Origin of the sequence: Microcoleus sp. ARI1-B5 (assembly GCF_036705795.1) — a bacterium.
Classification (GTDB): domain Bacteria; phylum Cyanobacteriota; class Cyanobacteriia; order Cyanobacteriales; family Microcoleaceae; genus Microcoleus.
On the sequence record NZ_JAUBVK010000014.1, the window covers coordinates 159,331 to 173,292 of the forward strand.

The 13,962-nt window shown below is 47.0% G+C and carries 8 protein-coding genes; 4 read left to right on the top strand and 4 right to left on the bottom strand.

Annotated features, from left to right (window positions below; translation table 11 throughout):
- The 3 genes from QUB63_RS20555 to QUB63_RS20565 form a co-directional block, all read right to left on the bottom strand.
- The coding region (locus QUB63_RS20555; RefSeq protein WP_332947148.1) for a DUF4347 domain-containing protein at positions 1–1,239 on the bottom strand (1,239 nt) is incomplete at its 3' end.
- Positions 1,240–1,361: 122 nt separating this feature from the next.
- Positions 1,362–1,619, bottom strand: coding sequence for a hypothetical protein (locus QUB63_RS20560; protein ID WP_332947149.1), 258 nt, complete (start codon positions 1,617–1,619; stop codon positions 1,362–1,364).
- A gap of 1,186 nt (positions 1,620–2,805) precedes the next feature.
- Positions 2,806–2,949, bottom strand: a complete 144-nt coding sequence (locus QUB63_RS20565) for a hypothetical protein (protein WP_332947150.1) — start codon at positions 2,947–2,949, stop codon at positions 2,806–2,808.
- 117 nt (positions 2,950–3,066) lie between these two features.
- On the opposite strand from QUB63_RS20565, the gene QUB63_RS20570 reads away from it, so the two are divergent.
- The 3 genes from QUB63_RS20570 to QUB63_RS20580 all read left to right on the top strand — a co-directional run bounded on the left by QUB63_RS20570 (position 3,067) and on the right by QUB63_RS20580 (position 5,601).
- Positions 3,067–3,696, top strand: coding sequence for a macro domain-containing protein (locus tag QUB63_RS20570; RefSeq protein WP_332947151.1), 630 nt, complete (start codon positions 3,067–3,069; stop codon positions 3,694–3,696).
- 327 nt (positions 3,697–4,023) lie between these two features.
- Positions 4,024–4,884, top strand: a complete 861-nt coding sequence (locus QUB63_RS20575) for a M48 family metalloprotease (RefSeq protein ID WP_332947152.1) — start codon at positions 4,024–4,026, stop codon at positions 4,882–4,884.
- A 111-nt stretch (positions 4,885–4,995) separates the two neighbouring features.
- Entirely contained in the window at positions 4,996–5,601 is a 606-nt protein-coding gene (locus QUB63_RS20580) for a hypothetical protein (RefSeq protein WP_332947153.1), read from the top strand.
- Positions 5,602–5,846: 245 nt separating this feature from the next.
- Here QUB63_RS20580 and bchI read toward each other — a convergent pair whose 3' ends face one another.
- Positions 5,847–6,965: a magnesium chelatase ATPase subunit I gene (bchI, locus tag QUB63_RS20585; protein WP_332947154.1), complete on the bottom strand. Its 1,119-nt coding sequence runs from the start codon at positions 6,963–6,965 to the stop codon at positions 5,847–5,849.
- Positions 6,966–7,302: 337 nt separating this feature from the next.
- Here bchI and QUB63_RS20590 point away from each other — a divergent pair, with 337 nt between their 5' ends.
- Positions 7,303–13,530, top strand: coding sequence for a S8 family serine peptidase (locus tag QUB63_RS20590; RefSeq protein ID WP_332947155.1), 6,228 nt, complete (start codon positions 7,303–7,305; stop codon positions 13,528–13,530).
- Positions 13,531–13,962: the final 432 nt, after the last annotated feature.

Below are 13,962 nucleotides of genomic sequence, written 5' to 3' on the forward strand. Positions count from 1 at the left end.
TTCGCTGAAGGTGGCGGTGACGGCAAACGGTGCGTTGACGGTGGCTGCTGCTGCCGAAGTCAGGGCTACTGTGGGAGGTGTGGTGTCATTTACTGTCCAGTTCACGCTACCTGTCAGCGTGCCATTGTTGCTATTGCCACTGGCATCGGCGGTGGCAGTCCCCGTTCCTTCATTGAAATTCCAATTACCTATCAACCCAGCCGCTGAACTGATAGATATATCCTTGTTGGCTTGAATTTGAGCCTGAGTCCGGGCGACGTTCCAGACTCTCACTTCGTCTATTTGACCGGTGTAATTGCTTCCTGTTACCTGCTCGTTGCTCCCAATTCGCACGTTGTAGCTATTGGTAGAAAAAATGGCACTGCCGACGTTTGATTGGGCATCCAAAACCCCATCAACGTATAGGAGGACGTTGGTGCCGTCGTAAACGGCTGCTACATGATGCCATTGGTTGTCGTTGACGTTGGCATTTCCTGTAACGTACTTAACTCCTGTAGTGGAGTTGAAAGCAAACTCCAGATTGTTTGAGCTTGACGATCGCGCCAGTCGCCATGCCGAATCTCCTTTGGCAACGATCGCTTCCCACGGCGAGGTGAAATTTGGTTTTAGCCAGGTTTCAACGGTTAGGCGATTTGTGGAGATGTTGAAACTCGGGTTACTCGGAAGACTGACATAACCTCCATTCAAAGTGAGGGCGGTGTCTTTCGGAGCTAAAATGCCGTTATAAGCTGACCTCGCTTCGTCGGAAAAAGCGAGGTCAGCTTCGATTGAACCAGTGGTTTTTTCCAGTTCCCAATCTCCGCCAAGTGCCGCATTCCCCGTTAAGTCCGTGGAGGCAGCAACATCCGCCCCAGTTATTTCACTGAGGCGCTGTACGAAGTTTTCTCCGATTTCTCCGGCTGCTACGTCGCACCCGTACAGCAAAATATCTGCTCCCTCAGTCAGCGCCTTTCTCCACTTCTGTATCTGGCTGCTAAAACTTTCTAAACTTTCCCCATTCAGGATGTCTGAACCGAGTTGGACGCTGCCTGCACTGCCGTGCGAAATAATATGGACTGCTTCTACGTTTTGTTTAGCTGCTAGTGTTTCGGTTATTTGTTCGATGCCGCTGCGGTTAACATCTAATATAACGATTTCGGCTTGTGGATCTGCGCCTCCGAGTAGGGTTTGATAGTCTGAGACGTTGGAGTCGATAAAAATAATTTGTTGGTTCACGTTAAATACCTGCCTGGTTAGCATTGATGTTTTTTGAATGCGACTGTGCCGCGAATTAGAGATTTGTAGAAGCCCGCGACAAATTAATAGGGCTGATGCAGTCGCCCACCCAGAAAACCGGTTGTTTTAAATCTTATTGAGGGTTTTTAGCCAATATTTGGGTTCAAAAACCCGGTTGCTGGATACCCGTGCGTCCAGGACTGACCGACACCCTCTCCCACCTTCTCCCAGGCTTTCATCATCGCCTGACTGAGAGCATCTTCCGCATCCTTAGGATTGTCTCTCCACCTCACACAACAACGATAGAGATAGCCTCGCTCTTGCTGCCCTAAATGCCATAAATTTCTTGAAAGTATATCCTTCACACCCTCATTCAGGTATGACACTACGAGTGCTTTAGTCACTAATTGATTCTTCACTTGAAATCAGGAAGTAGTTTTAATTTTTGCTTAACTTAGAGTAGTTTTGATGCACTCGATAAATTCTGTTACCTTTTTCCAGCTTTTATAAACTCGACCAGGTATTGTTTTAAACAATAACACTTATCCCAGGTTTTCTGATGCAAGTTTTGTGTTTTTTGTGTAAAGTTGCCCCCAACAATCTGACCGACGGCGTGAGGTCATTCCACCCACATTCCGCACCCTTGGGTTTCACACAAGCATTATTACTCAGAATTATCGATTTTTCAGATGATAAATTATACTTTTCCACAATACATCCGTTAATATACGGTATTAAGTTATAATTTATGGCTTAATTGCTCGCTCAAAATAAGTAAAAACCGATGGTGAGAGTTGAGGGTGGGGAATCTGGGTTCAAGCCCTAAGCTTAAGCTACCTCAGTCACGCCCCCAAATTTGACTGAGGTAGTTTTTATGTTATGCCTTTAGATGCCTCTGATCTTAACTGTCCACAGGGCTGGGATTAACCTTGACAGGGTTAGTTTTTGCAGGCCACTAAAATAACTATATTTTCTTTGCCGCTAAAAGTAAAGTCGGAAAAGTCGGATTCTAAAGTCGGAAAAGTCGGATTCTGAAGTCGGAAAAGTCGGATTCTGAAGTTTCTGGGCAAGATCCCGAACAGGTTCTATGAGGTTGGTGGCTCCCGCAAGCTGCTTAAACAAGGTAAGGCTTTGTTATGCCGCGGTGGGTTAGAGGACAGGGCAAAAGCATTGAAAAAGTATTGACAAAACAGTCGGTTTATGCATCTTGACAAATCCTCAGAGTCATGATACTCCGTTTCAGGTATTTTGAAGACTCAATTCCGATGAGATGGTAAAGTTTCATGCTTAGCTGTGCTGGAGTGTTAACATCCCATTCCCGATGAAACTTAAACCGGAATTCACTCTTACCGATTATTTTACTGGCTTGGACGAGCCAGTCTGTCGATCGCACTTTCGCGTCACAAGTTACTCGATTTCATCGCCGTCGCCAAATATCCTGTCATTTGCGGAGCCTAAAGTAGGGTGAGTATAAAAAATTATGGTCAAGTTAAATATCAATGGTTGACCCTAATTTTTTCTAACTCTCAAATGGCATTTTGTCTCATGATACATTAGCCAGATTTTTTGCTATTATTTACCAATAAAAATCTAGCAAAAAAGTAAAGTTCCGTAGGGAAAAGCCGTGCCGAAGCGGTTGGCAAACCACAAGGTGATATAATACCGGCTCAAAGTGCTGGCAACGGTACCGAAACTAATTGCGATCGGATGGCCCTGATTTGGGTCTTGCAGCATACAGCTATTGAAGATTTGCGAGTTAAAATTGAGATAAATTTCAGATTCAGCGGACTCATCTAAAGTATTGTATGATTAAAATGGCGATCGCCAATTTTAAAATTATAGAGAGTATGTATGCAAATTGTGCTGGCTGCGGTAGACGATGACTTAGTTAGAGCCTGGGAAACCACTTGTGGCAATATCGAGAATGTCAAGATACATCGCGGCTCAATTTTTGATGTGAAATGCGATGCGATTGTGAGTCCGACAAATAGTTTTGGCTTCATGGACGGCGGCTTAAATTTAGCAATTTCCGAATATTTTGGAGGTCACGTTCAACAACGCCTACAAAAACTAATTCAGACTCGCCATCACGGCGAACTGTTAGTAGGATTAGCCGAAGTTGTCGATACCGATCATGACGAAATTCCCTATTTGATCGCGGCCCCAACAATGCGCGTTCCCACAATTTTAACAGAGACAGTCAATGTCTATCTAGCAACCCGCGCTATTTTAACTCTCGTAAAATTTGGCACAGTCCCAGACGGAACGCCAGTCAAACATATCATTGAAACGATCGCTATTCCCGGCATGGGTACGGGAGCGGGCAAAGTGCCGCCGCACATCTGCGCGCATCAGATGAAAGTCGCGCTTCAAGATATCCTCCTATCTCAATACAAATTTCCTGAATCTTGGCTGGACGCCCAAAAATCTCACCACCTGTTATATGGGAGCGATGTCGGAGATTTGTCGTTGGAAAATTGAAAGAATTAAAATTCAAAGTTTGACAGTGTTGAGAAACCGGGTTTGTGGGTGTTGTGTTTTTTGAGGTGGAGCGACTTACCAAAATTTAAGTGCGCTAAACCGTACCTGCAAGTTGGCGGTATCCTACACACGAGCTCAACTTTGATAGATAGAATGTAAGAGAACTGAGGAAAAAAAACTTAACAGCCAAAAATTATCTGTGATGCCACCAAATACTGCGATCGCAACGTCGGTTGTGGGTACGCGGCGGGCAAATCCAATGCAAACAACTATTGAAGGTCGATCGACATTATTGCTTAAACTAATGCTTTCAGGGAGAGTCCCGAAATGAATCAAATTAAAACTGCTGCTTTGTTAGGTTTGTTAAGTGCGCTGTTAATTACCGTTAGCTATTGGGTAATCGGCGGTACGGGAGGTGCAATTATCGGCATTGGTTTGGCCGCCGCCATGAACTTAGGTTCGTGGTTTTACTCAGATAAAATCGCTTTGGCGGCTTACGGGGCTGTGCCGGTAACTGCCAACCAAGCGCCAGCACTTTATACAATGGTGGAAAGACTGGCGCAGCGCGCTAATTTACCCATGCCGGGAGTTTACATTATTCCTACTGCGTCTGCTAACGCTTTTGCTACCGGGCGCGATCCCGAACACGCGGCGGTTGCAGTCACTGAAGGCATTATGAATATGCTTTCAGAGGACGAACTCGAAGGAGTTATCGCGCACGAACTTACTCACATTAACAACCGCGATACGCTGACGCAAGCGGTGGCGGCGACGGTGGCGGGGGCGATTTCGTGGTTGGCGCAAATGGCGAGTTACAGTATGTGGTTTAGTGGGGGTAGGGACGATCGCAACAGCCCGAATCCTGTGGGGTTGCTGCTAACGATTATCCTCGCACCGGTGGCTGCTTCGGTCATTCAGCTAGCCATTTCTCGCACGCGGGAGTTTTCGGCGGATGCGGGCGCTGCCCGGTTAACGGGCAATCCAAGGGCTTTGGCGAGGGCTTTGCAGCGGTTGGAAAGCGGCGCGCGCCAAATGCCTCTAGATGGTAATCCGGCTTTTGCACCGCTGTTGATTGTGAATTCGTCTGCTGGTGATTGGTTTAGAAGTCTGTTTTCTACTCATCCAACTACGGAATCGCGGATTGAAAATTTGATGAAGCTGGAACAAGAATTGCCTGGTTCTTATTAAATACCAGAATGAATTCTCGCGCTACAGGTACAAAGTCTTAAATGCCAGAATGAATTCTGGCGCTACAGGTACAAAGTCCGCCTTCACGGACTACAAAAGGAGATAATTGATATGACAGATCCAAATTTGACTGAAGTAACAATTGTAGAGGTATCTCCGGAAACGACGGCGATCGTTAAAAAAGAGATGCCCGACGCGACTGATGAGGCGATCGCAGAAACTGCCGCTTTGTTTGAAGCAATTAAAAAACGCGCCGCCGCCGAAGTCCAAGCAGCGGGCGATCTTACCCGCGAAGCTTATTTGAAAGCTGTCCAAAAGGCTTCAGCCGCGATCGAACAAAATAAGTCGATCGCCAAAGAGAGAATGACAGAAGCAGTCAGCCTGATCAAAAAGGAATCTGAGAAAAATTGGCTGGTGGTGGATGCGATTAAAACCCGGGCGCAAGCGCAGGTGCAAGATGCGGGCGAAGTCAGCCGCGATGCTTATTTGAAAGCAGTTCGACAAGCGCGAGAAGCGGTGGAACAAAATAAATTGATCGAACGCGATCGCATCGATCGAGCTGTTGACCACATTCACAAGGAAACTGAAAAGAATTGGCACGTTGTGGTTGTGGAAATTGAGTCGATCGGCACTCGCTTGAAAGAGACGGCTAAGTCTGCGTGGAACGCGCTGACGGCGTTTTTTGACAAGTCGGATCGCGGCGGTTCGCAGAAGTAAAGTATAAAGCAATCGGTTTTTTATGGGCCGTGGCCGCCCGGTTTCACGCCTTTGATGGATGCGGATTCGCATTCCAATGCTGCGAACCTGGTTTGTAGTTAGGACTTCAGTCCTTTGATGGATGCGGACTCGGATTCCGATGCTGCGAACCTGGTTTGTAGTTAGGACTTCAATCCTTTGATGGATGCGGACTAAAGTCCTCACTACGAACCAATTTTATTATGGTAGTCCGAGTGGCTTCAGTATTAGCCCTCAGTTGTTTCTAGGCCGAATACTCGATCGAACACTTTAGTCACTTTATAGCCGGAATCTATAGATTCTAGCGGGTCTTTCCGCAATCGGTGCCGCAAACACAGAGTCATCACCCGGCGAATATCGTCCACAGTCACCTCTGTGCGGCATTCTAGGGCTGTGAAAGCTTTCGCGGCCCGATTTGTGACCAAATCGCCGCGCAGCCCGTCTACGTCCAATTCCGCGCAGACTTGGGAGATTTTTACTCGCAAATCTCGATCGATAGTTACGGATTGCAGCCTTTCCTGAGCTTCCACCAACTTCTGCTGCATATCGTCTTGTTGGTGCTGGTATTTGGCGAGAAACTCCGGCGGATTTTGGTCAAAGCTCGATCGCTGTTCGACAATTTCTACTCTTAAATTCGGGTCTTTTACAGTCCGAATTTCTGCGTGCATTCCGAATCTGTCGAGCAATTGCGGCCGCAATTCTCCTTCTTCTGGATTCCCGGAACCGATTAAAATAAATTTAGCCGGGTGGCGGATTGAAATGCCTTCTCTTTCAACAGTATTCCAACCGCTGGCGGCGGAGTCGAGCAAAACATCGACTAAGTGATCGTCGAGCAAATTGACTTCATCGACGTAAAGAATGCCGCGGTTAGCTTTAGCTAAAAGCCCTGGTTCAAAAGCTTTCACACCTTCGGACAAAGCTTTCTCGATGTCGATCGTACCGCAAACTCGGTCTTCGGTAGCGCCGAGAGGCAAGTCTACCATTTGCACTTTTTTGCGGGCGATCGCGATTGTACCTTGATGCAAAGTGCGATCGCGCACCTCATCGCTCATCAAATCCGGATCGGTGGGATGGCTGTTAAAAGGATCGTCAGCCACCACTTCAATTTCTGGCAATAAATCAGTGAGGGCGCGGATTGTGGTAGATTTGCCAGTACCGCGATCGCCCATAATCATCACACCGCCAATTTTCGGATCGATGACATTCAACAGCAGCGCCAGTTTCATCTCCTCCTGGCCAACAATCGCAGTGAAGGGAAAAACAGCGCGGCGGGCTGCTGTAGTAGCGGTAACGGTTGGCGGAGCGCCCGCATTTACGGTATTGCTGACTTCGGCAGTAGGACTCACAGGATAACTCAAAATATAATAATTGCCTGTTTATTGTAAGGGATAAGGGATTTTAGATTTTAGATTTTAGATTTTGGATTTTGGATCGTGACGGGCTTGGGCGCCGAAGGGAAACTGTGAATAAGGGCGATCGAGCAGACACAACTATCAGGTAGTATTCAAGATGTAGCGTGCTTGTGGGGGCACAGAGGGGATCAGCGCCCAAGGGAAACTGGAAGGGCGATCGCACCTAATTGTAAAGAAATGTAACAATATTGCGCGATTCGCATAAAAACCTCGGCTTGCTCCAGATAGGTAATTGAGAGCATAGTCAAGCAACTATTTTTGAGGCGTGCAAATGTCTGAAACCAACATCGGTGCATTAACTGGCAGCAAAACCTACACAGGCACAGTTGACAGTAAAAATATCTTTGACCTTTACCAATTTAACATCAAAAATACCGGAAGTTTCCAACTTTCCGTTAACGGTTTAACCAGCAATGCGGACCTGTTCGTACTGAACAGCAGCGGCACAACACTGTACACTTCTGCCAACATGGGAACCAGTGCAGAAACAATTAGTGTTGACAACTTAATTGCTGGAGACTATGCAGTCAAAGTTTTGCAAATCAGCGGCAACACTAATTACAGCCTAAGTTTAACAGCAGCACTCCAAACCGAAAAGGCGATCGGCACTGATAGCCTCACAGGTGCAAAATCCGATGCGCCACTTCCCGCCAAAGACTCCACAATTTCGGCTGTCACCAGCACTTCTGAAAAATCCACAGCAACCAAAGATCCCATCACAGGAAATCTAGCTGAGGAGAAGACTGCCGCCCCTACAAATAACAGTCAAGTTGCTGGGGGGGACAAAACAGCAATTCCAACCGATATAACAACTACCAAAACCGAACCAGAAAAAACTGTAGCCGGCACTGAATCGGCAATTTCCGCATCCGAGAAACGAACCGAACCTGGAACATTAACCACCGAAAAGTCTGAGGAAACTGCTAAAACCACAAATTCAGCGAACACGGCAGCCACCACAACTACGAGTTCAAAAGATGCAGTTACAGGCGAGACAATTGCCAGTAAAGAACCAAAAACCGACGCTGCTTTAGCCGCAGCATCAGAAAAACCAACAGAAGCTGCAACTTTAAGCGCCGAAAAGTCGATCGAAACTGCTGCAACAAACAATCCAGCCAGCACAGCCACCGCAACAACTACGAGTTCAAAAGATGCAGTTGCCAGCGAGACAATTGCCAGTAAAGAACCCAAAACCGGCGATGCTTTAGCCCCAGCCGCAGATCCTAGCAAAACCAGCGACAAACCAACTACCAGCGGCACCACCGGGGAAGACACCAAACAAGAAACTCCCACCACCGCCCTACCGATTTCCGACACTAAAAAAGAACCCGAACCAACTCCCGCCAAACAACAGACATCTCCCTTTACATCGGGAATATTTACTGTTGACGCAACAGGTAAAGTCGGCATAGATTACCTATTAGATGGCGGCTTGTATCGCGGTCAGCTAGCGATTATCAGCCTCAAAGGCATGGAGAAGTTTGTACCGGGTTCGGAGGAGTTTATCAAAGAAGCGGCGGCGCGGGCGATGAGCAATTCTGAAAAAGGTTACATAGTAATCGACGATTTGAGCGAAGGTGCGAGATTTTCCGGTAATTTACCAGAAGGTAATTTCAACGAAGGAGCGTATTTAGGAGTCAAAACTTTTGCGATGACTCCAGGGGATGAATTTGGCATCATGATCGTGCCGAACGATACTGTAAAGTTCGTGTACGACTATCCCGGTTTTGGCGGCGATAAACGTCCGCTGTTCTCGATGGTGACAGCCAATCCTAACGAGGCATTTCACTTAGGTCAAATTGCCGATATCACGGCAGAAGGCAATACCTTTGCGATGGAGGATATGCGGTTCGATTTAGGAACTGACAGGGATTATAATGATATTACTTTCCAAGTGCGGGGCGCTAAAGGTAAAGCGGCCTTGATGGATAGTGTGGTTAACCCGGATAAAGATTGGCGCAAAACTGATTTTGGCAAGGCTGTAGTTGCCTATGCCAAACCTTACATTACGCCGGAACCGCAACCGAAGTTAGAAGCTGAAGTATCCGGCTTAATTGATGATTTAGAAAAGGAGATTACAAATCCATCAACTCCTGAGAAAGAGACTCCGAAAGCCTTAGAACCGACGGCTGGCACAGACAAAAATACTACTGAACCCAGCAAGGTTGTACCAACTGATAAGGTAGAGGCAAATCCTGCGCTTCCAGCGGTAACAACTGAGGAAAAAGTCAAAGATACTGCGACGGCTACTACCGACAAAACTACTGCTGAACCGACCAAGGTTGTACCAGCCGATAAGGTAGAGACAAATCCTGCAATTCCAGCGGTAAAAACTGAGGAAAAAGTCAAAGATACTGCGGATACTGCGGTTAATCCGAATCGAGTTGAAACAATCAGTAATGTAGAGTCGAAGCCGACAACAATTGGGGCGAATTCACCCACTGCTGGCAAAGATACTGCGGTTGATTCGACGGAAAAATTACCCATTGAAAAAACGCCTGTTCCCGCAGCAGCGACTGAGGAAAAAGACACAGTTGCTGAAATTCCATTAGCGACAATTTTGCCAGTAAAATCTACCGCTGAGACGGAAATAGTAGCAAATGTAACTCCGAAGGTAGAGGCGAAACCTGAAGTTTTGCCAGCGGAAACTGAAGTTGCAAAAGCTGAAACTCCGAAAGTTGCTTTACCTGGGAATAGTGTCGATTCTGCGGTGAAGGAAAGCCAGCCAGCAGCTACGGTTGGGAGTCAAGAAACTAAATTACCAATTGAAAAAACGCCTGTTCCCGCAGCCGCGACTGAGGAAAAAGACAAAGTTGCTGAAACTTCACTAGCGACAACTTTGCCTGCTAAATCTACGGCTGAGACGGAAATAGTAGCAAATCTAACTCCGAAGGTAGAGGCGAAACCAGAAGTTTTGCCAACGGAAACTGAAGTTGTAAAAGCTGAAACTCCGAAAGTTACTTTACCTCAAAATAGTGTCGATTCAACTGCCAAGGAAAGTCTGCCAACACCTATTGATGGCAAGGAAACTACGGAATTTAAGCCGTCTTTATCGGTGAAAGAGACTAATTTGGAAAGTATGCCTGTGAGGGCTACTAACAGCGGTGAAGAGTCGCAGACGAAGGAAATAGTTGGTGAGACTAAGACTCCGACTATCAGTGATGTAATAGTACCAACAGAGTCACTGCCAAGTTATCAGATATCAGAAATTGATTTTTCTGTGAGTGCTGATTTGATAGCACGTTTGGAAAGCATGAAACAAAGTCTTAATGACAACAGAAGTGCAGACGATCCGAGTCAAAGTAGCAGCAGCGAGGCTTGGATTGCTCGTTTAGACCAACTGACTGAAAGGTTGATTGGAAATGAATCAGCGACGGTTTCCGATAACACTGTGGCTTTAGTTTCGCGGTTAGAAGAAATGGTCGATCGACTAACCATACCGCCCATCGAGCCGCCATTACCGTCGATTGAGACAGCACAATTCGATTTTCCTGCTGCCGATCAGCCGATAATCGGAGTCATTGACACGGGATTTGCCGGCAAAAATCCCGATATTGACTACTCGCGAATTACCTGGGGACAAGACAGGGTAGATGGCGATGCTGACCCCAGATTGGAACCTGGTAAAGGCAACGAACACGGCACTCATGTTTTAGGAATTATTGCCGCCACTCAAAACAACGGTGTTGGTATTGACGGCATTAATGAAAAAGCACCTATTTGGGCTGGAAGGGCGATCGGTTCTGGAAAATGGGCAGAATCATTAGTTGAATATGTTGATTTTGTCAAGACTTCCGGGAAAAAGAATGCAGTCATTAATTTGAGTATGGATCTTACTCAAGTTAATCCCGATGGTACGACAACAACTCGCTATGAATTGACGCCGGAGGAAAGGAGCGCGATCGAATATGCTCGTCAAAATGGAGTATTGATGGTAGTTGCGGCTGGCAACGATGGCGTTGTAATGTCTGCCTTGGGTCAAGCTTCCCAAGAGTTTGACAACATTATTACTGTCGGCGCGGCCGATCGGGTTAATGATGAAATTGCACTTTCCAAAGCTTACGATCGCGCGGACTATTCCAGCTACGGTCAAGGTTTAGATATCGTAGCCCCTGGAGGAACTGTTGACAATCCACAATTATCAACAGTTGGAGATGGAGTTGGCTTCATGTCAGGGACTTCGGCTGCAACGGCCAAAGTCACCGGTGCAGCGTCGCAAGTGTGGGCGGCAAATCCCAATTTGAGCTTCCGTCAAGTGATTGAAATTCTGAAGCAAACTGCAACGGATTTGAAGACAACTGATTGGGATACCGAAACCGGTGCAGGGTTGCTGAATATCGAAGCGGCAGTAGCTTTGGCATTAGCCACGATACCGCAAGAGTATGAGGTATCAGCAACCATCCTTCCTGAGACTTGGAATGGCAATGGCTTAGTCACCCCTATGGAAAGGGCAGCTCGGATTCCCTATACATTTCGCTCGGGAGATACACTTTGGGGTATCGCGCAGCGAGAACTTGGCAATGGCAGTCGTTGGGTCGAAATCCAGAAAGCAGATGGTAGCACCTATACCTCGCAGCAAGCAATGAATATACCAGTTGGGACTGTAGTTTATCTGCCAGGTAACAGCCCAACTCCAACTCCAACTCCAACTCCTACGCCGACTCCAACACCTGCACCAACACCAACACCAACACCAACACCGACACCCGTTGGTTCTTTAGCAGGCAAGAAAATAGCTTTAGATCCAGGACATGGAAACTCTCCTGGGAGATTCGATCCCGGCGCGGAGGGTTACGGCACTACCGAGGCAGCAGAAAACATGGTGCAAGCGCAAATTGTCGCCGACTATCTGAGGCAACGGGGAGCGGAAGTTAAGATTATTGATGATGGGAGTTTGGGACTCGAACAAATCGGTCAGCAAAGTAGTGGCTCAGACCTATTCGTTTCCCTGCATCTGAATTACTTTAACCGCAGTGCCCAAGGCCACGAAGTTTTTTCTCACACTTCAGCACCAGCCATAGATAGTAGCCTTGCTCGGACTATTAACAGCGAACTAGACGCTGTTTTTCCCGATTCAGAAATTCCCAATCGCGGTGCAAAAACAGCTAATTTTGGCGTACTGCGTGGCGCACCTACTGGTGTACCTGCTGTGTTGGTAGAATCCTTGTTTATCGATGCACCAGGAATGAGTCGTGCCAATGTTGAAAAAGCAGCAGGGGCGATCGGACGCGGCATTGAGAAATTCCTCACTGGCAATATCACTAATCCTGGGACAGGAAATAACAATGGTTCGGGTTCGTCTGCTCCTCCAGCAACTCCTGGACAACAGCGACAGTACATTATCAAAGCTGGCGATACACTAACCGCGATCGCTCAACGCGAACTGGGGAATGCTAACCGCTGGCGTGAGATTGTGAAAACTCCGACTGGCGGGACTTTTACTGAAGCTCAAGCGCGACAGTTACGAGTTGGTGAATCAGTTTATTTGCCAGTGAGTTATCAATCTGGGCCAGGTACACCTGTGAAGCAAGTTCCTACAACGAATCCGAATCAGACTAATTTTGAGATTGGTCGAGTCAGTTCGCGAGTTGGTAGCGTGCCTTTGAATTTGAGGAGTCAGGCTCAAGTCACTTCTCAAAATCGGATTGACACATTACCTGTCGGTAAGGAACTGAAGATTTTGCGATCGGTGCAAGGCGGAACTTACAGTACCGGTAATGGCAATCGCAATGATTGGTACGAAGTTGAAGTGAATGGCAAGCGCGGTTTTGTTGCTGCTTTCTTCGTTGATAAAGGTTCTAGTGCACCGCCACCACCGGAATCAGGTTTTGTTAACTCAAATGTTGGGGGTGGGCCGCTCAGATTAAGGAGTTCAGCTTCTACAAGTGCTCAAATTCTTACCAATTTGAATCAGGGTACAAACCTAAAGATTTTGGGAAGCGTGACGGGTGCCACTTACAATCCCGGCAATGGCAATCGCAATGACTGGTATGAAGTTGAGGTGAATGGCAAGCGTGGGTTTGTTGCCGCTTACTACGTGAGTAAGGGAACTAATTCGGGTTCCGGTGGTGGCAATTCTGGTAATTCCCAAACATGGCAAAATCCTCTTCCCGGTTACCCAGTTACAAGTGGGTATGGTTTGCGCAGCAATCCTTTGAATGGTACCCAAGAGTTTCACTGGGGCATTGATATAGGTACTTCAGGCAAAACTCCTTCTGTGAAAGCTGCAAAAAGTGGCAAGGTTGTCGTTGCTGGATGGAATAATCAAGGCTACGGGAATTTGGTGATTATCGAACACGCAGACGGCACGAGAAGTTACTATGCCCACCTATCAAGTATTGCTGTTTCTCCTGGTGCATCTATCAACGGAGGAACAAATATTGGAAATGTGGGTAGTACAGGTAATTCTACTGGCAACCATCTTCACTTTGAAGTGCGTGTATCTCCTTATCGTTGGCAAACAGATAACCGCAATCCTAGAAACTACATTAATTTCTAGGATGTGTTTATCTCATCGCGTCTGATGCAATTCACCTTCCACACCTGCGATCGCCCTTTCTTTCCCCTCCTGAAAAAAGCGCGATCGCCCTCTCCCATCCTTCTGTGCCCAAACACTTCTGGCAAAACCCAAACAATCTCCGATTTGTAAAGTTTTCTGAAGATCAGGCTAAGTTTCGCATAAAACTAGCGCCTCGCCCCTGATAGATAAGTGACGGTTGGTTTTTGAATGCGCTCGCGCGCTCGGGCTTTCTTGCTTTTTCTAAAGAAAGGGCGATCGCCTTTTTGAAATAAGTCAAAAAGTGCGTGAAGCGAAGCTATCCGGTAGGGAATCGCTCTTTTGGGAAAAGAAGGTTGATCGACCTTTTGGAATAAGTCACCAAGTGCGATCGCCCTTTTTGGCATGGAGAGGGCGATTTCTCAATCAGTTAGG